Annotated in this window: 19 protein-coding genes and 1 riboswitch; of the genes, 8 read left to right on the forward strand and 11 right to left on the reverse strand. The window is 39.0% G+C overall.

What is annotated here, in order from left to right; all coding sequences use genetic code 11:
- Window positions 1-3 precede the first annotated feature (3 nt).
- The 6 genes from ribB to dapB form a co-directional block, all read right to left on the reverse strand.
- Window positions 4-657 (reverse strand): 3,4-dihydroxy-2-butanone-4-phosphate synthase, encoded by a 654-nt coding sequence (gene ribB, locus H5120_RS02590; RefSeq protein WP_182671740.1) that lies wholly within the window; start codon window positions 655-657, stop codon window positions 4-6.
- A 245-nt stretch (window positions 658-902) separates the two neighbouring features.
- A riboswitch (FMN riboswitch) is annotated at window positions 903-1,074 on the reverse strand.
- Window positions 1,075-1,150: 76 nt separating this feature from the next.
- Window positions 1,151-2,209 carry a S66 peptidase family protein gene (locus tag H5120_RS02595; protein ID WP_182673504.1) on the reverse strand — a complete coding sequence of 353 codons (1,059 nt, stop codon included), beginning with the start codon at window positions 2,207-2,209 and terminating at the stop codon, window positions 1,151-1,153.
- A gap of 337 nt (window positions 2,210-2,546) precedes the next feature.
- Window positions 2,547-3,023: a transcription elongation factor GreA gene (greA, locus tag H5120_RS02600; RefSeq protein WP_004335404.1), complete on the reverse strand. Its 477-nt coding sequence runs from the start codon at window positions 3,021-3,023 to the stop codon at window positions 2,547-2,549.
- Between the two features lie 48 nt (window positions 3,024-3,071).
- Complete coding sequence (gene carB, locus H5120_RS02605) at window positions 3,072-6,290, reverse strand: carbamoyl-phosphate synthase large subunit (RefSeq protein WP_182673505.1); 3,219 nt, start codon at window positions 6,288-6,290, stop codon at window positions 3,072-3,074.
- 16 nt (window positions 6,291-6,306) lie between these two features.
- On the reverse strand, window positions 6,307-7,443 hold the full coding sequence (gene carA / locus H5120_RS02610; protein ID WP_182673506.1) for a glutamine-hydrolyzing carbamoyl-phosphate synthase small subunit: 1,137 nt from the start codon (window positions 7,441-7,443) through the stop codon (window positions 6,307-6,309).
- Window positions 7,444-7,804: 361 nt separating this feature from the next.
- The gene (gene dapB / locus H5120_RS02615; RefSeq protein ID WP_182673507.1) at window positions 7,805-8,608 is read right to left on the reverse strand and encodes a 4-hydroxy-tetrahydrodipicolinate reductase; all 804 of its coding nucleotides are present in this window, start codon (window positions 8,606-8,608) and stop codon (window positions 7,805-7,807) included.
- A 354-nt stretch (window positions 8,609-8,962) separates the two neighbouring features.
- Between dapB and H5120_RS02620 the strand changes: the two genes are divergently transcribed.
- The 3 genes from H5120_RS02620 to H5120_RS02630 all read left to right on the forward strand — a co-directional run bounded on the left by H5120_RS02620 (window position 8,963) and on the right by H5120_RS02630 (window position 12,412).
- Window positions 8,963-10,276, forward strand: a complete 1,314-nt coding sequence (locus H5120_RS02620) for a Na+/H+ antiporter NhaC family protein (RefSeq protein WP_182673544.1) — start codon at window positions 8,963-8,965, stop codon at window positions 10,274-10,276.
- A 132-nt stretch (window positions 10,277-10,408) separates the two neighbouring features.
- The gene (locus H5120_RS02625) at window positions 10,409-11,197 is read left to right on the forward strand and encodes a nucleoside-binding outer membrane protein (RefSeq protein ID WP_024604219.1); all 789 of its coding nucleotides are present in this window, start codon (window positions 10,409-10,411) and stop codon (window positions 11,195-11,197) included.
- Window positions 11,198-11,395: 198 nt separating this feature from the next.
- The gene (locus H5120_RS02630) at window positions 11,396-12,412 is read left to right on the forward strand and encodes an alpha/beta fold hydrolase (protein ID WP_182673508.1); all 1,017 of its coding nucleotides are present in this window, start codon (window positions 11,396-11,398) and stop codon (window positions 12,410-12,412) included.
- 110 nt (window positions 12,413-12,522) lie between these two features.
- Here the strand turns inward: H5120_RS02630 and H5120_RS02635 are convergent, their stop codons facing one another.
- Entirely contained in the window at window positions 12,523-13,320 is a 798-nt protein-coding gene (locus H5120_RS02635; protein ID WP_182673509.1) for a M48 family metallopeptidase, read from the reverse strand.
- A 197-nt stretch (window positions 13,321-13,517) separates the two neighbouring features.
- On the opposite strand from H5120_RS02635, the gene H5120_RS02640 reads away from it, so the two are divergent.
- Window positions 13,518-14,720, forward strand: a complete 1,203-nt coding sequence (locus H5120_RS02640; protein WP_182673510.1) for a Bcr/CflA family efflux MFS transporter — start codon at window positions 13,518-13,520, stop codon at window positions 14,718-14,720.
- 26 nt (window positions 14,721-14,746) lie between these two features.
- Here H5120_RS02640 and grpE read toward each other — a convergent pair whose 3' ends face one another.
- Window positions 14,747-15,358, reverse strand: a complete 612-nt coding sequence (gene grpE, locus H5120_RS02645; RefSeq protein WP_024597391.1) for a nucleotide exchange factor GrpE — start codon at window positions 15,356-15,358, stop codon at window positions 14,747-14,749.
- Between the two features lie 58 nt (window positions 15,359-15,416).
- Window positions 15,417-16,382, reverse strand: coding sequence for an HrcA family transcriptional regulator (locus H5120_RS02650; protein ID WP_004335385.1), 966 nt, complete (start codon window positions 16,380-16,382; stop codon window positions 15,417-15,419).
- 154 nt (window positions 16,383-16,536) lie between these two features.
- Here H5120_RS02650 and nadK point away from each other — a divergent pair, with 154 nt between their 5' ends.
- From nadK to H5120_RS02670, 4 genes are all read left to right on the forward strand, one after another.
- On the forward strand, window positions 16,537-17,421 hold the full coding sequence (gene nadK, locus H5120_RS02655) for an NAD(+) kinase (RefSeq protein WP_004335384.1): 885 nt from the start codon (window positions 16,537-16,539) through the stop codon (window positions 17,419-17,421).
- 77 nt (window positions 17,422-17,498) lie between these two features.
- Window positions 17,499-18,056: a hypothetical protein gene (locus tag H5120_RS02660; RefSeq protein WP_024597393.1), complete on the forward strand. Its 558-nt coding sequence runs from the start codon at window positions 17,499-17,501 to the stop codon at window positions 18,054-18,056.
- Between the two features lie 75 nt (window positions 18,057-18,131).
- A complete protein-coding gene (gene recN / locus H5120_RS02665) occupies window positions 18,132-19,805 on the forward strand; it encodes a DNA repair protein RecN (RefSeq protein WP_182673511.1) in 1,674 nt (557 codons plus the stop codon).
- Between the two features lie 32 nt (window positions 19,806-19,837).
- Window positions 19,838-20,161 carry a hypothetical protein gene (locus H5120_RS02670; RefSeq protein ID WP_182673512.1) on the forward strand — a complete coding sequence of 108 codons (324 nt, stop codon included), beginning with the start codon at window positions 19,838-19,840 and terminating at the stop codon, window positions 20,159-20,161.
- Between the two features lie 13 nt (window positions 20,162-20,174).
- Here the strand turns inward: H5120_RS02670 and H5120_RS02675 are convergent, their stop codons facing one another.
- Both H5120_RS02675 and H5120_RS02680 read right to left on the reverse strand, forming a co-directional pair.
- Window positions 20,175-21,197: a GGDEF domain-containing protein gene (locus tag H5120_RS02675; RefSeq protein ID WP_404936167.1), complete on the reverse strand. Its 1,023-nt coding sequence runs from the start codon at window positions 21,195-21,197 to the stop codon at window positions 20,175-20,177.
- A gap of 790 nt (window positions 21,198-21,987) precedes the next feature.
- Window positions 21,988-23,403, reverse strand: coding sequence for an FAD-dependent oxidoreductase (locus H5120_RS02680; RefSeq protein ID WP_004335378.1), 1,416 nt, complete (start codon window positions 23,401-23,403; stop codon window positions 21,988-21,990).
- Window positions 23,404-23,406 lie beyond the last annotated feature (3 nt).

Consider the following 23,406-nt stretch of genomic DNA (forward strand, 5'->3'; position numbering starts at 1 on the left):
AGTTTAACTTACTTTGCGCTGTGCAGCCTGAATGTATTGCACTAAATCTTCAATAGAAACCACGGTCATATTATGTTTATTAGCATAATCACTCACCTCAGGTAAGCGCGCCATTGAACCATCAGGATTTGTCAGTTCGCAAATTACGCCAAATGGTTTTAAGCCGGCAAGTTGCATTAAATCAACGGATGCTTCGGTATGACCGCGACGCACTAATACGCCACCCGTTTGTGCCTTTAAACCAAATACATGCCCTGGGCGCGATAAATCACTTGGTTTTGCATTATCGGCTGTCGCTGCTTTTATAGTAGTTACTCTATCAGCAGCAGACACACCTGTTGTTACGCCATGCTTAGCTTCAATAGTGACTGTATAAGCGGTGTTATTTTGACTCGTATTGTTAGCTACCATTTGCGGTAAGTCGAGCTGTTTAATGCGCTCATCCCCCATGCATAAACAAACAATACCGCTGCCTTCGCGGATCATTTCGGCCATTTGAGAAGTCGTTAAATGCTCAGCTGAAAAAACAAAGTCGCCTTCATTTTCACGGTTTTCATCATCAACAACAAGTACGCCTTGGCCTTGCTGTAGTGCAGTGATGGCGCTTTGTACGCGGGTATGGCTTTCGCCGAATTGAGTAAGTAGAGACTGAATCATCATTATATTCCAAATAAAAATAATAGATTCAGGACTGTGAAAGGATCAGTAATACATCACTTAAATTTAAAGCGATCACTACCAAAATAGCTTAAATAAAATAACAAAAAGCACGCAGCAAAATGCAGCGCACACTGTTATACCAATAACATTAAATTAGTGACTAATTATAGCGCAAAGAAAATAGCTCACTTAACGCGATACAACGGTCATGTCTTTAATAAAATTGGTTTTAGTATAATAAGCCATATTCTCTTTCATCCGGACTGTAACCGTCGGCTCTGGCATCTCACCAGATCTGCTTGACCTTTACTTAACCTAAAATAAGTTAAATAAAGCGCTCGCGGGCTCGTTTAAGTCATAAAAAACATTAAACATACCGCCGGTGGGGAATTTCACCCCGCCCTGAGAATTTACAGTAAGCATTAGCACTTACTGTAGGCATATTATACGCTTGTATTTATTTGTTTTTCAAAACTAAATACAATAAAAACTACGAAAGTTGAATATTTAACGATGCGCGATCTACTATACCTTCGTTTATATCAGCAACTAGCGTACAGGTAGCACCATTGACCAAATTTAAGTTAGGTTGAACGTGCCCTATATCGGCATCAAAAATTACAGGAAATAAACACCCACCTAGCGCAACATCAAGCGCATGGCGATAATCAAAGGCATCGTAATGACCTTGTGTTATTTCACTTCGCCCTAAAACCAAGCCATTGATGTCATCAAATATTCCGGCTAATTTTAATGACAGTAAAAATCGTGCAACGGTTGTTGGTGTAAGTTCTGAGTTTTCGAGGTATAAAATAAGCCCTTCGGGCGCACTGTCCTTTTTAAACTCATGCAGCGCTAAAAATGGCGAGTCGAGCAATAAACCTACGGTATCTAAACACCCACCAAATAACCGGCCAGACATTTCTATGGTACGTTTATCTGTGTAGTTTAAACATTGCCAGTTTGTGGGCTCACTCGGGCTGAGTAATTCGTTCGGGTTTTGCGCGTAATTAGGCTTATTTTTTTGGTATAAAGAAGAAGGACCTTGCTCAAATTTACTACCGGCTTCGTAGGTCAGAGTTTCAAATATTTGTAAACTGTACGGATTTTTTTCATCTGGGTGTAACTGCATAAGATTGGCGCTGTGAAGGGTTGCCCATTGGCACTTAGCAGTGAGTGCACATGCAATAGTACTCACATCAGAAAAACCAACTAACCACTTAGCCTTTGCTTCTTTAATGGCGTTAAAATCAAGTAGTGGCAGTATTTCCATTGCCAGCTCACCACCCATTGGCGGCATAATCGCATCTATTTCATCATCTAATAAAAAACCCATTAGCTGCTTAGCATGCGCTTTAGCATTAAGCTGTTCGCGTGGTTTATTTTGACGTAAAAACTCGCCTTCAACAACATTATACCCTCGTTGTTGTAGTCCATTTATAACAATATCTAAGCGTCCGTGATACTTTTCTTTTAGCCCAGATGAAAGCGAGCAAATAGCAATTTTAGAGCCTACTTTTAAAGGCGCTGGGTAAAGTATATTAGCCATTGAGTGTTCCTTTTTAATAATACCAACCTGCATAAATCTTTGATCAATTTAACGAATTAAATTGCACTATAACGTCGTTAAAAGTTTTTTATTTAGAACAACTAGATATTAAAACTTTTGCCTAGTTCTAGCGTAATTTTCTTAACGTTAAATAGACCCCATATATAAGCAGATTGGTATAAAGTGATTATGTACCTATATCATCATGCTTACTCTTTATGCAATATGAATACCCTGAACAGTATAGTGATTAATTGTTATAGCGACTTATTTAAGGCATAAAAAAACCGATGTAAATACATCGGTTTTTATTTAAAACGTTAAAGTGAGTTATGCGTTAAAGATACTCAACTTCAATGATTTCGTACTCAACGATACCTTTTGGCGTTTGGATAGACACTGCATCGTCTACTTGTTTACCAATTAAGCCACGTGCAATCGGTGAATTAACAGAAATTAAGTTGTTTTTAATATCTGCTTCATCATCGCCTACAATACGATATTTTACTTCAGCATCCGTATCTACATTTACTATAGTTACTGTGGTACCAAAAATAACTTTGCCCGTATTTGGCATTTTAGTTACGTCGATTATCTGAACATTTGAAAGTTTAGCTTCAATTTCTTGAATACGACCTTCACAAAAACCCTGTTGCTCACGTGCAGCGTGGTACTCAGCGTTTTCTTTTAAGTCACCGTGTTCACGCGCAACAGCAATGTCGGCGATAATTTTTGGACGGGTAACTGTTTTTAATTCGTTAAGCTCTTTGCGCAGTAAATCTGCGCCACGAACTGTCATCGGAATTGATTGCATACTTTTCTCACTTAACACCAAGGCCCTAGTTGGCCTTGGCACATTTCCTTAGTTCAATCGCAGGTGTAGCTCTTGAACTGACGTTACTTTACTACGGTCATCTGCTTTGTTAGCAGTACAGTTAGCAAAAGCCGCGTTCAAGGTTGTCGTATAGTTGGTTTTATTTTGCAATGCACCACGACGTAACACCTTCGAATCTTCGATCGCTTGGCGACCTTCGGTGGTATTAACGATATAGCTGTACTCTTTATTCTTGATATAATCAAGAATATGCGGGCGGCCTTCATATACTTTGTTTACACGTCGTACTTCAATGCCAGCTTCTTCAAGAGCTTGTGCCGTGCCACCCGTTGCGTCAAGTTCAAAACCTAAGTCGGTCATAATCTTGGCTAATTCAACAATGCGTGGCTTATCGCTATTACGAACAGATAATAACGCGCGACCACCGCGTGGTAAAGTGTTGCTTGCACCTAATTGTGCTTTTGCGAATGCTTCGGCGAAAGTATCACCAACACCCATCACTTCACCCGTTGAGCGCATCTCAGGGCCACGAATTGGATCCACACCCTGAAACTTAGCAAATGGTAAAACAACTTCTTTAACGCTGTAATAAGGAGGGATCACTTCTTTAGTAATACCTTGGCTTGCCAAAGACTGACCCGCCATACAACGAGCCGCCACTTTTGCAAGCGCTACACCGGTTGCTTTTGATACAAACGGTACAGTACGTGCTGCACGCGGGTTAACTTCAATTAAGTACACTTTGCCATCTTTTACAGCAAACTGTGTATTCATTAAGCCAACAACACCAAGCTCAAGCGCCATGTCGGTTACTTGCTTGCGCATCACATCTTGCACTTCTTGCGATAAAGAATGTGCTGGTAATGAACATGCTGAGTCACCAGAGTGAACACCGGCTTGCTCAATGTGCTCCATGATACCGCCAATAATTACTTGCTCGCCGTCGCAAATCGCGTCAACGTCAACTTCAATTGCGTTATCTAAGAAACGGTCCAGTAATACAGGTGCTTCGTTTGATGCAGATACAGCTTCGGTCATGTAGCGACGCAAATCGTCTTCATCGTATACAATTTCCATTGCACGACCACCTAGTACATACGACGGACGTACAACGAGTGGAAAACCAATTTCAACTGATTTAAGTAGTGCTTCTTCAGTTGAAGTTACTGTTGCATTTTCTGGCTGAAGTAAGTTCAAACGCTCAACAAGTTGTTGGAAACGTTCGCGATCTTCTGCACGGTCAATCGCATCAGGTGAAGTACCAATTACTGGAACGCCATTCGCTTCAAGCTCACGTGCTAATTTAAGTGGTGTTTGACCACCGTACTGCACGATAACGCCTTTTGGCTTTTCAACACGTACGATTTCGAGTACGTCTTCAAGTGTAATTGGCTCAAAGTATAATCTATCAGATGTATCGTAATCGGTAGAAACCGTTTCAGGGTTACAGTTAACCATAATGGTTTCATAGCCGTCTTCGCGAAGCGCAAGCGAGGCATGTACACAACAGTAATCAAATTCAATACCTTGGCCGATACGGTTAGGACCGCCACCAATAACCATGATTTTGTCTTTATCTGTTGGGTTTGCTTCACACTCTTCATCGTAAGATGAGTACATGTAAGCTGTGTCTGAGCTAAATTCTGCGGCGCACGTATCAACACGCTTGTATACTGGCACGATGTTTAATAGGTGACGTTTTTTACGAATTTCAGCTTCAGATACACCAGCAATTTCAGCTATACGTGGATCTGCGAAACCTTTGCGTTTAAGTTTACGTAGGAAGTCGGCATTTAAACCAGCCATACCTACTTCACCAATTTTTGCTTCGTCTTTTAAAATATCTTCTATTTGTACTAAGAACCAGCGATTAACTTTAGTCAGCTCATAAACATCATCAACGCTCATACCATGGCGCATTGCATCGGCAATGTACCAGATACGCTCAGCACCTGGTTCGCGTAATTCGCGGATGATTTTTTCTTTCGCTTTAGGGTCATCAAGTGCAACTATTGGGTTAAAACCTGTTGCGCCCACTTCAAGACCACGTAATGCTTTGTGTAATGATTCTTGTTGGTTACGACCAATCGCCATTACTTCGCCAACTGATTTCATTTGCGTAGTTAAACGATCGTTAGCACCGGCAAATTTTTCAAAGTTAAAGCGAGGAATTTTTGTTACAACGTAATCGATTGAAGGCTCAAAAGATGCTGGAGTTTTACCGCCAGTAATATCGTTTTGAAGCTCGTCAAGCGTGTAACCTACTGCTAGCTTTGCAGCAATTTTAGCAATTGGGAAACCCGTTGCTTTTGATGCAAGTGCAGATGAACGTGATACACGTGGGTTCATCTCAATGATAACCATACGGCCATCTTCAGGATTAATACCAAACTGCACGTTAGAACCGCCAGTTTCTACACCAATTTCACGTAATACCGCCATAGAGGCGTTACGCATAATTTGGTATTCTTTGTCGGTTAGCGTTTGCGCTGGTGCAACGGTGATTGAATCGCCAGTGTGAACACCCATAGGGTCAAAGTTTTCAATGGTACAAACAATAATACAGTTATCGTTTTTATCACGTACAACTTCTGTTTCGTACTCTTTCCAACCAATCAGTGATTCATCAATCAATAATTCGTTTGTTGGCGATAAGTCTAAACCGCGCTCACAAATTTCTTCAAACTCTTCCATGTTGTAAGCAACACCGCCACCGGTGCCACCCATGGTGAAAGAAGGACGAATGATACATGGTAAGCCAATTCGGCTCATTGTATCTTTAGCTTCTTCCATTGAGTGAGCAATTTCAGCACGAGGACATTCAAGGCCAATGTTTTTCATTGCTACGTCAAAGCGTTCACGGTTTTCTGCTTTGTCGATTGCATCTGCCGTTGCGCCAATTAGCTCAACGCCGTACTTAGCCAATACACCGTGCTTGTCTAAATCAAGTGCACAGTTTAATGCTGTTTGACCACCCATTGTAGGCAGTACTGCATCTGGCTTTTCTTTTTCAATAATTTTTTCTACCACTTCCCAGTGAATTGGTTCGATGTAGGTAGCATCGGCCATTTCAGGATCGGTCATGATAGTTGCAGGGTTTGAGTTAACTAATATAACTCTATAGCCTTCTTCTCTAAGTGCTTTACACGCTTGAGCACCAGAGTAGTCAAATTCACAAGCTTGACCAATTACAATTGGGCCTGCGCCTAAGATAAGAATGCTTTTTATGTCGGTACGTTTTGGCATTATTACTCCAGTTAAATTAGTGTTTACGCGCTTGCATCAAATCGATGAAGTGGTCAAATAATGGTGCTGCATCGTGTGGACCTGGACTTGCTTCAGGGTGACCCTGGAAGCTAAACGCAGGCTTATCAGTACGATGAATACCTTGAAGCGTTCCATCAAATAACGATTTATGCGTAGCACGAAGCGTACTTGGTAGGCTTGATTCTTGAGCTGCAAAACCATGGTTTTGAGCTGTGATCATAACTACATTACGGTCTAGGTCTTTAACTGGGTGGTTACCACCGTGGTGGCCAAATTTCATTTTTTCTGTTTTAGCACCTGAGGCAAGGGCTAATAACTGATGACCTAAACAGATACCAAAAATAGGTGTGTCGGTTTCTAAAAAGGCTTGAATGGCTTCAATAGCGTAAGTACATGGCTCAGGATCACCAGGGCCATTAGATAAGAAGATACCATCAGGGTTTAAAGAAAGTACGTCAGCGGCTGAAGTTTGCGCTGGTACTACTGTAAGTTTACAACCACGGTCTACAAGCATACGTAAAATATTACGTTTTACACCGAAGTCGTAGGCAACAACATGAAACTTTTCATCAGCAGCGTCAAGGGTTTTAAATCCTTCACCTAATGTCCAGCTTGATTCGCGCCACTCAAAATTTTCCTTGGTTGAGACAACTTTTGCTAAATCCATACCTTTTAAGCCTGGGAAGGCTTGCGCGGCTTGTAACGCTTTATTTTCGTCTAGCTCGTCACCGGCAACAATACACCCGTTTTGTGCGCCTTTATCACGCAAAATTCGAGTTAGCTTTCTGGTGTCGATGTCCGCAATACCTAAAATATTACGTTCTTTTAAGTAATCATCTAACGATTGCTCGTTACGAAAGTTACTTGCTAGCAGTGGCAAATCACGGATCACTAGGCCTTTAGCCCAAATTTGATTCGCTTCTTCGTCTTCGCTGTTGGTACCCGTATTACCGATATGTGGGTACGTCAAAGTTACGATTTGTTCCGCGTATGATGGATCAGTCAAAATTTCTTGATAACCAGTCATAGACGTATTGAATACCACTTCACCGACTGACATGCCGTCAGCGCCGATTGCAGTACCGCGAAACACTGTTCCGTCTTCTAGGACTAACAGAGCGGATTTAGTCAAGTTAAACCTCCTAACAGTAAAAAACGGGAGTAAGCAATTGCCTAACACCCCGCCAATACCCAGAGGGATCGTCAAAACCAGATTTTTGTGAGCTTAAATTGTTTTACGCAGTCTTAAATGATGCAGATGTAAAGCATTCAACCTTCAATCATTTTTCTTGCCTAAAACTATTTTCATTCCCACTGAAACCCTGGATTTACTAGCCACTTGGGTATAATTGGAAACACGCATTTAGTAATTTTTGGCAAATTGGCTGCATATTACATGAAGTTGCTATTTAGGTCTAACATTATTTGGTTAATTGTTACAAATAAGTCACTGTAGGTGAAATTAGACTCAAACAGTTAAAATAGTAACTAAACTACTTAAGATCTAGCACATCTTGCATATCATAAAGTCCAGCAGGTTTGTTTTTTAACCAGCTTGCAGCCCTTATAGCACCTAGAGCGAACGTCATTCTTGAACTCGCTTTATGTGTTAATTCAAGCCTTTCGCCCATTGTAGCGAAGTATGCGGTATGTTCACCTACTATATCGCCCCCTCTTAGGACAGAATAACCAATCTCATTTTGAGATTTAGCCGTTTCTACTTGGCTTCGGTCATATACCGCAACCTCGTCGTGATCCCAGCATTTCGCCTGTGCGATTGACTCACCTATTGCCAGTGCGGTACCCGATGGTGCATCTATTTTATGACGGTGATGCGCTTCAAATATTTCGATATCTAAATCGTCACCAAATTTAGTCGCTGCAGTTTGCACAAGGTTGAGTAATACATTGACACCTACGCTGTAATTTCGCGCAAATACAATAGGGATATGTTTAGCAGCATCATGTAATAGCGCCATATCATCATTTGTTAAACCTGTTGTGCCAATTACCATAGGAATTTTTTGTGCAACAGCTGTTTTTAAATGGTTTTTCATGCCCGCTGGCAGCGTAAAGTCGATTAAAACATCTACATCATCTATTGTACTTTCGTCGCTAAAGCTAACACTGTTATCGGCTGCGCTATTTACTTTATTTACATTAATGCCCAATAGCGATGAACCACTACGAACATATGCGCCTGTAAGTTGTGTTTGCTCTTTAATTGTCGCGGCTTCTAATAGGGCTAAGCCCATTCTGCCGTTAGCACCAAAAACACCTATTCGATTTGTAGTCATGGTTTTTACCTAATTTAATTTGAATCCGTTTATTAGCCATATATCCGGGCATTACAAAATACGCAGGTGGGTATTTTTATGCAGTTGGATAAATATTAATCGCTGAAAATCGCGTTGCTTTATAGATATTATCTAAAAGTCATGCAATAGTCAGGTGACCTTTTAATTTAATAATAATAACAATACCAGTTTACTTTAGCCATCTATACATTTAAACTTCTCTTTCGCGTCGATTTGGTCTTTGGCTTGCGGACGCTGCGGCTAACAACTTTTTAAAATAAAAAGTTGTACTGCTAAATTCAGCTAAAAGAGGAGTTTTGGCTGTGATAAATTTTACTGGTTATGAGGATTATGATGCAGCCATCATTTAATAAAAACAAAGCAATACTTTCTTTACTTCCCCTACTTACCTTTGTAGCGCTATTTTTAGGCTCAGGTTTGTATTTGCAATCGCAAGGGGTTGATTATGCTTTTTACCAACTACCTGCACCTGTTGCTATATTGCCCGCTATTATGCTTGCGTTTATTTTAAATAAAGGCACGGTAAACCAATGTGTAGAGACCTTTATTAAAGGTGCCGGACACAACAATATTATTACCATGTGTTTAATCTACTTACTTGCAGGTGCCTTTTCGGCTGTGGCAAGTGCAACCGGTGGAGTAGATGCGGTAGTAAATGCAGGCTTATCACTTATTCCACCTTCGTTATTGCTCCCTGGTTTGTTTTTAATTGCGGCCGTTGTTTCTACTGCAATGGGAACGTCAATGGGTACGATTGGCGCCATTGGCCCTATCGCTTATGCGGTATCAATTAAAACAGGTATAGACCCAGCATTAATGGCAGGTACGATTGTATCTGGCGCTATGTTTGGCGATAACTTATCTATTATTTCAGACACCACTATTGCAGCTACGCGCACGCAGGGCTGTGAAATGAAAGACAAGTTTAAAGAAAATCTTAAAATTGCAGTCCCTGCAGCCATTCTAACAATCGCCCTGTTGTTTTATTTAACACCTGCTGCACAAGTAGTTGAAACTAAAGACTATGATATTTGGTTAGTACTTCCTTATGCCTTTATTTTAGTGTTAGCAGTTGCTGGCTTAAACGTATTTGTAGTGTTGTTTAGCGGTATTATTTTTGCCGCATTAATGGGTTTTACAGGAAGTTACGAAGGCGCAAGCTTTGTAAAAGACATTTACAAAGGCTTTACTGATATGCAGGAAATATTTTTACTTTCTATGTTTATTGGTGGCTTATCTGAATTTATTCGTATTAACGGTGGTCTTGATTACATTGCTCAAAAAATTCAAGCGATTACTAAAATCATTGCAAAATGGCACCGTAAAGTGGCAGATCAATTAGGTATCGCTGCGTTAGTTTTAACAAGTAATGTATGTATTGCTAATAACACAGTGTCTATTATTGTCGCGGGTCCTATTGCTAAAAAACTAGCAGATGACGGTGAAATAAGCGGTAAACGCTCTGCCAGTTTACTTGATATATTTGCCTGTGTTACACAGGGTTCATTGCCATACGGTGCCCAAGCATTGTTATTAGGTGCTACGTTTAAAATTAGCCCGTGGGAAGTATCAACGTCTTCTTATTACTGCTTTATTTTAGCATTTATAGCCATTGCAGTTATTTGCTTACGCCGTAATAAAGCATAGTTTAAACACCCACACTATGTTGCAGCTTAATAAGTAAGCTGCAACATATGTTAAAATAATACTCTACATATCAATCACTTTTGCTATAATGCGCGCCTTCGCGTGTCACTAAAATTATAGTTAAATACAGATATGAAATTTAAAAAATTACTTCCTCTCGTTACTTTTACATCAATTGCTTTATCGTCTTCTGCTTTTGCGGCTAATTGGAGCAGCACAGCACTACATATTAATAATGGCAACCAAAAAAACCCATTCACTGAGCAAGAGTCAAACACCACTGTTTACTCGGTTCAACATGCATCGGGTTACGATTACGGCGATAACTTCTTTTTTATCGATTACAGTAAAGACGATACCGATGATGGTTACCAAGATGCTGATTTTTATGGTGAGTGGTATTCAACGGTAAGCTTATCGGCCATTAGCGGCGAAAAAATTGGCGCAGGCGCATTATTAGATGTGGGCCTTACCGGTGGTATTAACGTTGCTGGCGACGCTAAAGTAATGAAATACTTGCCTGGTGTTAAATTAAGCTGGGATGTACCTGGGTTTAACTTTTTTCAAACGCTATTCACAGCTTACATTGACGATAGTGAAGGTGTAGCAAAAGGCGGGGCTCCTATTGAAACAAATAGCTGGATGCTTGATGTTGCCTTTGAATACCCTTTCACTATTGGCTCACAAAAATTTAGCTTTAAAGGCCACGCTGAATACATTGCAGAACGTGAAGATGAATTTGGTAACGATGTAGAGGCGTGGATACTCGCACAGCCTATTTTAGTATGGGATATGGGCCACGCTCTTCAAATGAAAGAAAACACACTACTGTTGGGTATGGAATTACAATACTGGCACAATAAACTAGGTACTGAAGTCACTGAGTCAGTGCCACAAATCCATATTGAGTGGACGTTTTAAGCTTTAACGATACTCGTTTTACCCTACATTAATAAGCGAAGCTCTCTTTTAGCTTCGCTTTTTTCATCTCCAAATTAAACAACGTTGAGCATGACAAAGCCTCAATTGAATAGTACTAAATGTTTGGTTACTATAATGAATTATTCTGAGTTTTATATATTAGAGCTCATATTATTTGTCCTTAATTGGAGTAACCAAATGTCGTCGATTAAAGTTATTTGCTTTTCTACTTTATTGTTATTAACAAACAATGCATTAGCGAGCACAACGCAAGATACCTCTTCACTTTCTTATGATGCGCTTTTAAGCAGTTACCAGTACGACTTTAAAGTAAATTACTTTAACATTGAGTCACAAAAACAGTCTCTTAAAATGGCCTATATTTACTTAAAGCCTACCAAATCCGACATGCCTACAGTGACGCTTATGCACGGCAAAAATTTTAATGCAGATTACTGGACTACCACTGCGCAATACCTGCAATCTTTAGGCTACGGCGTATTAATTCCTGATCAAATTGGTTTTGGAAAATCATCTAAACCAACTAATTACCAGTATTCATTTGCGGCTCTTGCTCATCATACTCATGCGTTAATGGACTCACTTAATATAAAAGAGTCAATTGTATTAGGGCACTCTATGGGTGGGATGCTAGCGAGTCGTTTTGCATTAATGTACCCAAACACAACAAGTAAATTAATTTTACTTAACCCTATTGGGCTTGAAAACTACCTGCAGTATGTTGATTACAAAGATACAAATTTTTTCTATAAAAACGAATTTTCAAAAACGCCAGAAGGCGTAAGAAAATACCAACAAAAAAATTACTACGATGGTAAGTGGAATGCCACATATTCAGCCTTAACCGACTTTATAACAGGGCAAATACAAGGCCCAGATAAAGAACAAATGGCATGGGTAAATGCAAAAACATACGATATGATTTTCACTCAACCTGTAATAACTGAATTTAAAGATTTAGCAGTACCGGTTAAATTAATTATTGGTACACGCGATAGAACCGGCCCTGGCCGTAACTGGAAAAAAGACGGTGTTGATTACGAGCTTGGTCGATATGATAAATTAGGCAAACACGCTGCAACACTTATCCCTGACGCACAATTATTTGAACTGGATAATTTAGGGCACCTGCCGCACATTGAAGATTTCGAACGCTTTAAAAATGTATTTAAACAAGCACTTGCTGCTGAATAACCACGCTTAAAAACTAAAATAAAACCCCTGTAGGTAAATACTTACAGGGGTTTTATTTTAATTACGCATTAATACTAAACGTACACTACTTCAGATAGTAAAGCGCTTAACTACAGTGTGCATTGTGGGTTTTTACCCTGTGCTTTAGCAGTGCTTTGCTCGCTTAGTGCTTTACTCATTTGCGCTTGTAAATTTTTAATACGGTTACTTGGCGCTGGGTGAGTAGATAAAAACTCAGGGGTTGTACCGCTGCCCGCTGCACTCATATTTTCCCAAAGTGTAACCGACTCTTGTGGATTAAAACCCGCCTGTGCCATTAAATCCAGACCTATAGTATCGGCTTCTGATTCGTGAGAGCGGCTAAATGGTAAAACAACTCCGTATTGTGCGCCCAAACCTAAGCCTTGCATAATTTCGTTACGGTATTGAATATTACCCATTTCAAGTGCCGCGCTGCCCAGTTGCATACCGGTATCTAAAATAGAGCTTTGTGAAACACGCTCATTAGAATGCTCAGCAATTACGTGCCCTACTTCGTGCCCTAGCACTGTTGCTAATTGGTCTTGATTGGTGGCTATTTTTAATAAGCCCGTATGAACCCCAATGTAACCCCCAGGTAATGCAAAAGCGTTAGCAGATTCATCTTCAAATACCACTACTTCCCAATTTTGCGACGCGTATTCTTTTGGTAATACAGCGACTACTTTTTCAGCAATGCAATTTACATATGCATTTGTTTTTGGATCTTTATTAATTGGTTGGCTTCTTTTCATATCTGCAAAGCTAGCTGTGCCCATTTCACTCATTTGTTGATCTGAGTAAAGCGCTATTTGAGTACGTCCTGTTGGTGACGTTTTACAACCGGCTAAAACGGCTGTCGCTAATACTGCAAGTACTAGTTTTTTCATGATAATTCTCTTAAGTAATGAATTTTTTATTGCTTGTAGAATAGCAAACACAGTACCAATTTAAAATATTTGCTTTATGTACCGTTATATTAAAAAAAAGCAATATGACGATAAACTTAGCGGGCAAACTAAGTTTATCCAAATACAATGCCCTGTTACACTATAACCCTTGTTTTTAGTGATTGTTGAGTTTACACATGGACGCCTCAGCCTCGTCTTTTAATACCCGTATTTTATTGCCTTTATTAGCCAGTATCGTGGCGATTACGCCATTGGCGATAGATATGTACTTACCTGCCATGCTGGTAATTGCAAACGATTTACACACTAATATGCCCAATGTACAAATATCGTTGAGTATTTACTTAGCAGGCTATTCATTAGGGATGCTATTTTTTGGCCCCATTGCCGATCAAATTGGCCGCCGTAAGCTTGCACGTATCGGCTTAACCTTATTTGGTGCAAGCTCACTTGCACTGGCTTTTACCACCGAAATCCATGCTTTTTGGACTCTTCGAGCAGTGCAAGCATTTACGGGAGCGGCAGCAACGGTAGTAGTACCGGGTATTATTCGCCATATTTATCAGCAAAATACAGCTAAGGGAATGTCGTATGTGTCGATGATTATGATGGTAGCGCCGTTAGTTGCCCCCTCTGTTGGTTCGTTTATTTTAGGATTTTCTGTTTGGTCAACCATATTCTTGGTTCTTGCTGGGTATAGCTTTTTAATATTGGCATTTGTGCAAGTGTATCTAATTGATATTCCTATTCACAAAAACGAAAAAAAGGGTCTCGCTCTGTTTTTCGACAGCTATAAAACAGTGCTCAGTAATAAAGATGCACGTGCCGACATACTCAGTTCTATGTTTGTATCGTTTGGATTTTTTTGCTTTTTGACCTCAGTACCATTTATTTATTTAGATTTATATGAAGTGTCAGAAAAGTTATTTGGTGTGTTATTTGCCTTTAACGTAATGGCGCTGATGTTTGGTAACTTTTTAAATACGCGAATTGTACCAAGGCTGGGCTCTCGAAAAATGCTCTATATTGGGCTTACATTTGGATTTGTATCGGGGCTGGCTTTGTTAACATTTAGCTTATTGCATTTATCACTTTATTATATTGTGGCTGCTATTGCGCCATTAATGATGAGCTTAGGCGTCACTGCAAGTAATGCTGACTCGCTAATATTAATGAAGTTTGAAAAAAACACAGGCACGGCAACGGCCGTAATTGGCACACTTCGTTTTGGCAGTGGCGCATTAGTTGGCCCACTACTCGCTATTATGCATGCAAAAAGCGCAGTGCCATTTTCAAGTCTAATGTTTAGCGCGGTTTTGCTTACTATGCTCGTACAGTTAATTCACTATAAAAAAGACAAAAAAAATGCCTCAATATGAGGCATTTTTTAAAACTAATAATTCAATTAAGCATCAGCAGCTTTAGAAACCATAACCATTGCAGGGCGTAATAAACGACCATTCAATGTGTAACCTTTTTGCATAACAGCAAGTACTGTATTAGGTGTTACATCGTTACTTGGTTGAATTGACATTGCTTGATGAAAATCTGGATTAAACTGCTCACCTTGTGGATTTACAATTTCAACACCAAACTTTGCAACAGCATCGTTAAAGCTTTTAACTGTCATATCGATACCTTCAAGCAACGGCTTTAGAGTCTCATTTTCTTTATCAGAAAACTCAATAGCACGCTCAAGATTATCAATTACAGGTAGTAATTCGTTAGCAAATTTTTCTAGTGCAAACTTATGCGCTTTTTCTACATCTTGTGCTGCACGACGACGAATGTTGTCTACGTCTGCTGCAGCACGAACAACACCATCTTTTTGATCAGCAATAGTTTGTTTAGCAGCTTCAAGCTCTGCATATAGCATAGCTATTTCTGCTTCAGGGCTTTGCTCTTCTTCTGCATGTTGATCAGCGGCTTCTACTGCTGCTTCTACATCAGCCTGCATTTTAGAAATTTCTTCGTTTAATTCTACTTCTTGCTCAGGGTTTTGTGTCTGCTCAGACATAAAATACGTGCTCCAATTCTTTACAACTGCGGTAATTATGGGGATTGAATAAAAAGATTCAAGAGTTAGATGCCTCAATTAATTTAAATTCTCGAATTATTTCTTCGATTTGCGCTGATTTAGGGCAAATTATACAAAAGCGGCTTTGGTATTCTTGATTTTGAAAGTACGGCACGCTTATTACGATCAATTCATCACACTCAGTAAAAGGCAATTTTTCGCTATTAAGTACCGAGACACCGTTTTTAAAAGCGAGTTTATCTTCTACATAATTTAAAAACGAAACACCAATATTTAAACTTTGCTCACAATCGATTTGTTTATAGAGGTAATTTTCGCCAACTACAATACTATTATCTGAGCCTAATTTTTGACTTAGTTGTCGCGTCCATTGATTAAGCGAATCATGACAATTTCGAGGCGCTGTATTTGCCATCGCCTGCATACGATACAAACCCTCCATTAGAGTTTGTTGGCTAAATACGGTGTTCAACCATGTTGCAAACTGATAACGAACAGAGTCTGACGAATCATGAGGTTTATCAATACAAATGTTGTGGCTCTGCCCAGCCCTGTCTATTAATAGAATAAGCCAGTCGGTAGAATCAAAATCAAGCACTTCTACTCTAAACACTTGCTGCGAGCTGGCTTGTGGTAAACCAACACAACAACATATTTGGTATTTTTGGCTCAAACCATGTGCTAGTTCAACGAGTTGTGATTGCTCTGGTTGCCAATAATTAGCAATGTCAGCGAGTGGAAAAAACTCGTCAAACCAATAATCAAACCCTTCATTTGTGGGCACTCGTCCTGCAGATGTATGAGGTGAATACAATAGCCCCACTTTTTCTAAGCGAGCCATAGCATTACGAACCGTAGCCGAGCATACTGCCATGCCTTTGAGCTTGGCAATTTTTGTTGATGGAACAGGCAAGCCTTCACCATTACAGTACATGTTCATAACAGCTGAAAAAATTTGCTGATCTCGTGAGTTTAGTTTCATGGTATCTACATCTTGTTGCATGAAAGAGATATCGGGGCGTTTAGTTGTTTTTCAAGTCGTGCAGTTAACTCACTGCGAATAAAATTGAAGGTTTATAATATTGCTATAATCTGTATTTTCAAACACTTCTGTTTTGAGTTACTCTACAATTATTAAATCTTTTTGTGCGTACATTATGGACTCTCCTTTTAATACCATTGGCCTAATTGGCAAACCTAATCACCCGGGAGCCGCTGCTACCCTTCAGCGCTTACATACATTTTTACTTGCGCTTGGTTTTGAGGTAATAGTAGAAAAACGCACAGGGAGTCAATTAGACGATATCCCGCATGACAAACTTGTTAAGTTAGTCGACTTAGGAGAACAAGCCGATTTAGCTATTGTTGTAGGCGGTGACGGTAACATGCTTGGTGCTGCACGCGTGCTTGCGCGCTTTAACATTGCTGTAATTGGAGTAAATAGAGGTAACCTTGGCTTTTTAACTGATTTAAACCCTGAAGGGTTTGAAGCGAGCTTAGAGCAAGTCCTCAGTGGTGAGTACCTTGAAGAAAAACGCTTTTTATTAGAAGTAGAAGTATATCGCCACAACGAATTAAAGAGTGCAAATTCTGCCGTTAACGAAGCGGTACTTCATGCCGATAAAGTAGCGCATATGATTGAGTTTGAAGCTTTTATAAATAATGACTTTGTGTTTTCTCAGCGCTCTGACGGTTTAATAGTATCAACCCCTACTGGCTCTACGGCATATTCACTTTCAGGTGGCGGGCCAATTTTAACGCCAGAGCTAAATGCAATATCGTTAGTGCCTATGTTTCCTCATACCTTATCTAGCAGACCTTTAGTGGTCGATGCCGATAACGAAGTACGCTTAAAGCTAAGCCTAGAAAATACAGATAGCTTACAAGTAAGTTGCGACAGCCATGTTGTGCTTGCCGTATTACCCGGCGATGAGGTAGTAATTAAAAAAGCGGATAAACAATTGCGCTTAATTCATCCAAAAAATTACTCGTACTACAACGTTTTACGTACAAAACTAAATTGGGGTAGTCGTTTGTACTAATTTTATTGCCAAATTTAGTACTATAAAGCAAAATGGCGGCTTAAAATAATAATCAAATAATTTAGGAACGAGTAGCAATGACTTATGTAGTATTCTTTGCTTTACTGCTATTAATTACACTTTTATACAGTTACCTCAAAATTGAGAGTAATCGCAAAAAAGCAATCGAAGCTAGAAAAAAGCTATTTAATGAACGTGTTTCGCATGTAAATTCACGCCTTAAAGCAAAGCTTAATGATCTTCTTGATGCTAAAATAATTCGCCCAAAATACGTTCCTCGTATTCAAGCTATTGTAAATAATTTTTTTGTTGTGCAATCGCATACAGACGAGAATTTGCAACAACTTGAAGATACCGCTGACCTACTAATTAATACGTTGTCCAACGAGTTAATTAAAACTAATCAAACGAATATAATCCAGCCATTGATTGATAATATACAGTACTTTGTATCTGAGTTACCTCAGCAAGGAATTTTATACAATAAGAGTTTTTACCTAAATACTTTACCTCCACTTATCGGGCTACTTAAAACCGAAGACATTATACAAGCTACTGATATTGTTGATGATCAAATTGATACCTCTCCAAAAACTTCTGATACACAATTTACTCAAGATGTAAGCGTTGCATAAATAATAAAAAATTAATTTGCAAAAAACCAAAACACTGTATAAATTAACAGTTAATTGACTGGATGGATAAACAGTATGTTAATTGGTTTAGAAGTTAAAAATTTTGCAATTGTTAGTAATTTAAGCACAGAATGGCGCAGCGGTATGACCGCGATCACTGGCGAGACAGGTGCTGGTAAATCTATTGCTATTGATGCGCTATCATTATGTTTAGGTGAACGAGCTGAAGCATCAGCAGTGCGCCCAAGCTCTGATAAAGCAGAAGTATGCGCTCAATTTGACCTAACAGATTTACCGCTAGCTCAATCGTTTTTAGAGCAACATATGCTAAACAATGACGATAATGAATGTTTATTGCGTCGTGTTGTTTGCAAAAATGGACGCAGTAAAAGCTATATTAATGGCAGTGCCGTTACCGCATCACAATTAAAAGAACTTGGTCAATATTTAATATCTATTCATGGACAACATGCCCACCAACACTTATTAAAAGCTGAGCATCAGTTACAGCTTTTAGATGCTTATGCAGGACATCACCACTTAGTAAATGATGTAAATAACAACTATAAACAGTTTGCTAACTTACAAAAAGAATTTAAACATTTAGAACAACAACAGCAGCAACAAGCAGCGCAAAAACAATTGTTAGAATACCAAGTTGCAGAGCTCGATGAGTTTGCCTTACAAGAAGGTGAGTTTGATTTAATTGAGGCCGAGCATTACAAACTTAGTAATAGCCAAACAATATTAGAATCGTGCCAACGTGAATTACAATACTTATATGAAAGTGATGAACAAAATGCTTGTTCAATGCTGCAGCACAGTGCCCAACAATTCGCTGAGCTGGCTCAATACGACGAAAGCTTAGCGGACGTAGCAGCGCTCCTTAGTGAAGCCGCAGTACAAGTTGAAGAAGCAAGCCGTGAAGTTCGAAATTATACTGAGCAAGCAGATTTAGATCCTGCTCGTTTAGGTGAAGTAGAAAATAGACTAAGCGGTGCGATGGATTTAGCGCGTAAGCATCACATAAAACCACAGCAGCTAGTTGAGTTTCATCAATCGATTGCTCAGGAGCTTGAGTCAATAAGTAATAATAGTAATCGTCTGGAGCAACTAGAGTCAGAAATAGAAAGCGCGTTAATTAGTTATAAGCAAGCTGCCGATGAACTAAGTAAAAGTCGCTATGTGTATGCGAATACACTTAACACACTAATAAGTGAAAGCATGGCTAATTTATCGATGGAAAACGGTGTATTTGAAATAGCTTTAACTCAAGAGAGTAGCCGCGCACCTAATAGCTTAGGGTACGATAATGTGTCGTTTTTAGTATCAACTAATCCGGGGCAGCCACTTCAGCCGTTAGCTAAAGTAGCCTCAGGTGGTGAGCTTTCGCGAATTAGCCTTGCTATACAGGTAATTATTGCCCAAAAAGTAACAACCCCAACGCTTATTTTTGATGAAGTTGATGTAGGTATTTCTGGCCCTACAGCATCAGCCGTAGGCAAACTATTGCGCCAGTTAGGTAAGTCTACTCAAGTGATTTGTGTTACTCATTTACCGCAAGTTGCTAGTAGCGCACACCAACAATTTTTTGTAGCTAAAGAAATAGCTCAAGGCGAAACGTTCACTCATATGCTGCCTTTGAATAAAGATGGTCGTATTAATGAAATAGCTCGCTTACTTGGTGGTGATAATATTAGTAAAACAGCTAAAGCGAATGCTAAAGAACTAATAATGGCCCATGCCTAATATTGGTTAATAGAGCTTTGAAGGATTAAATAATGCACAGTACTTTAGTTAATTTTTGTATCATTTTAAGTTGGTTTTTATTAGCGCTAAGCAGCTGTTTAATAATTTTTAGTAAATATAAGCATACTTACTTTAAACAGCGTTTACTGAGTTTTTTAAATAGCTTTTTAGTTCTTCAGATAATCGCCGTAGCCTATTACTTTACTAGCGAAAAAATAAATAACCTAAGTGACTTAGGCATCAGTTATTGGCTATTAATTACAATGCAGATTGCCTGTAATGCAATGTGTTACATGAGCGTAAAGCGCAGAAAGGCTAAAATAAAGCCATCACTTGATTCGTTTTCAATGGATTAAAGTAGATAAACTTTTAAGAAGAACACGTTCTGTTTTTACCTTGCGCTTTTGCTTTATAAAGTAGTTCATCAGCACGCTTGATATCAAGATCAATTGAGCGTTCGGCACTTGCAGAGATAACACCAATACTTAGCGTAATATTGGTACTATCTGAAAATAAGCTCACAGCTGAAGCTTCAAGGGCGTTGTGGATTTTTTCTGCAACTTGCTCCCCCTGCTCAACTGTTGCATTTGGGATAACAATTAAAAACTCCTCTCCGCCCCAACGTGATGCAATCGCATTTTTTGGAATACTTTTATCAAAGGTTTTAGCTAACTGAATAAGTGCTTCATCGCCAAAATCATGGCCGAATTGATCATTAATCTTTTTAAAATTATCTACATCAGCTAATAAAATTACAAAGGGAGTATTATTATCTTTCAGCTCACTTTTAAAAGCCACAAGCTTATTCATGGTATAGCGACGGTTTGGCAGGTTGGTGAGTGGATCTATAGTTGCTAAGAATTCATTCTTTTGACTCAAAGCAATTATTTTACTGCTGTATTTTTCTCTTGAAAACTCGTAGTAGCCACTCAGCGACGCGACAATTATAAAAGCGAGTATAATTCTGATAGGAAACTGTTCCGGACTATAGTCATATATATTGAATGTATCAGCGCAGTAAAAGCCTAAAACAATCGCTAATAAAAACAAAATTATATCAAATGTACCTCGCTTAAGTCCGCGTATTGAATAAGTAACAGGAGACACTATGAATATCCATATAGGCCCTGTTCCTTGTGCTCCACCAGTGAGGACTAGGTAAAACATTAGTGCATAAAGGTTGTATAAAATTATAGTGCCTGACTTCTCTACTCCCCTACTTATGCTAAATGCCAATAAATAAACAAACGAAGAAACAACCAAGGTACACGCTAATAAATAACTGCTATTAATAAATGCTAAGCTAGCCATAGAAAACGTTGCTATAAACCCTATTGAAGAGAAGAATCGAACAATGAGTTTCCTTTCCGACTTGTTTGAATATTCGTACATAATTTCTATTTATTTTATTAATATATAAAAGCTTACTTGTAGACAAAAAGTAAGCAAACCGTAAACAGCGTGCGATAATGGACCAACTTTATATTTAAATCAACTCTTAAGATTAGTTATTTCGGGTTGATAAAAGCGAATACTTTAACCATTACTTACCTTTGTTAGGGATAATGCAATAATATTAAGGGTTAAAAAATAAATAAGTTTACTTTTTTATTCCCACACTACCCGCACTAATAGTACTAGTAATAGTTAAAGTAGTGATATAACACACGTAGTTAAAGATGGTGTTAACGGTACTGTATATATGTATTGAGCCAAGCAACCAATCAATTAACTCTTCAAATCAAAGTATTTATACAACGATGCAAACAAGAGTTATAGCATATTAAGCAACAAAAGAAGCTACAGATTATGGCCAAATAACGTTAGCTAGTACTACTGAAAATCCAAAAAAATCGAGTTGCTATAAGTATATGCCTGTACCCTTGTGTTGGTTAAGTAAAGCGTAAAGTTTGATGTATGAATTAACCCTCAAGGCTGCTTAATAGATGCCCTAAGCATCCGTATTTAGCTCGAAACAAGCTCACCCACACTAAAGCATAATAATCCCTCTTGGTAGTACTCTAAAGGTAAAAACTCAAGGTGTCGCTAAAGAAAGCTATGCTACAGGTGATATTAATATAATACCGTTTGTGGCTAACTACGTTGACATTACATTCGAATAAAACAATAAAAAAAGCAAGCCAGTTGGCTTGCTTCTTATTTATTTTATTAATACGAACAATTAAACTTTTAAGTAATCCATAATACCTTCTGCAGCATTACGTCCTTCAAAAATAGCGGTTACCACTAAATCTGAACCACGCACAATATCGCCACCAGCAAATATTTTAGGGTTCGTTGTTTGATGTGTAAATTCACCCTGTTCTGGTGCATTAATGCCGCCCCAGTGATTTATTTCTACATCGTATTTTTCTAACCAATCCATTTTGTGAGGCTGGAAACCAAATGCCATAATAACTTGGTCAGCTTCTATCACATGCTCTGAACCAGGTACTTCTTCAGCACGACTTCTGCCATTTGCGTCAGGTTCGCCTAATTTAGTTTTAACCATTCTAACGCCAGTTACTTTACCTTTATCATTCAATACAATGCCTTTAGGCTGAACGTTATAGGTAAATATAACGCCTTCTTCTTTGGCGTTTTTAACTTCACGTTTAGAACCAGGCATATTTTCTTTATCACGACGATAAGCACACGTTACTTTTGCAGCATTTTGACGAATAGACGTACGCACACAGTCCATCGCTGTATCACCACCACCAAGTACAACTACTTTTTGGTTAGCCATATCAATACACGGCTGCTTAGTCTCGTCATAGCCCATTACACGGTTAGTGTTACCAATCAAGAACGGGAGTGCATCGTGAACACCTGGTGCATCTTCATTTTCAAGACCTGCACGCATACTTTGATACGTACCAACTCCTAAAAATACGGCGTCGTAATCAGCTAAAATTTGATCAAGCGTAATATCAACACCTACTTCAACATTTAACTTAAACTCCACGCCCATTTCAGTGAAAATTTCACGGCGCTTTTGCATCACTTCTTTTTCAAGTTTAAAAGAAGGAATACCAAACGTGAGTAGTCCGCCAATTTCTGGGTGACGATCAAACACTACTGGTTTTACGCCGTTACGAACTAAAATATCAGCACACCCTAAACCAGCTGGGCCTGCACCAATAATAGCTACTTTTTTGTCGGTCCAAGTTACATAAGACATATCAGGCTTCCAGCCCATTTTAAATGCCTCATCGGTAATGTATTTTTCAATATTACCAATTGTAACCGCGCCAAACTCTTCATCTAATGTACACGAACCTTCACACAAACGGTCTTGTGGGCAAACACGCCCACAAACCTCTGGTAAGCTATTTGTACGATGAGAAAGCTCTGCTGCCTCTATAATACGACCTGTGCGTATTAACTTTAACCATTGTGGAATGTAGTTATGTACTGGGCACTTCCACTCACAATACGGGTTACCACAATCTAAACAACGATCAGCTTGTGAGTTAACCTGATTCTCTGAAAAGGGTTCGTAAATTTCTACGAAAGATTTTTTACGTGACGAGATTGGTTTTTTGCGTGGGTCTACACGCTGCACGTCTATAAATTGATATACATTTTCGCTCATACT

The sequence above is a fragment of the Pseudoalteromonas sp. SR43-2 genome (assembly GCF_014163885.1).
GTDB classification, from domain to species: Bacteria; Pseudomonadota; Gammaproteobacteria; order Enterobacterales; family Alteromonadaceae; genus Pseudoalteromonas; species Pseudoalteromonas distincta.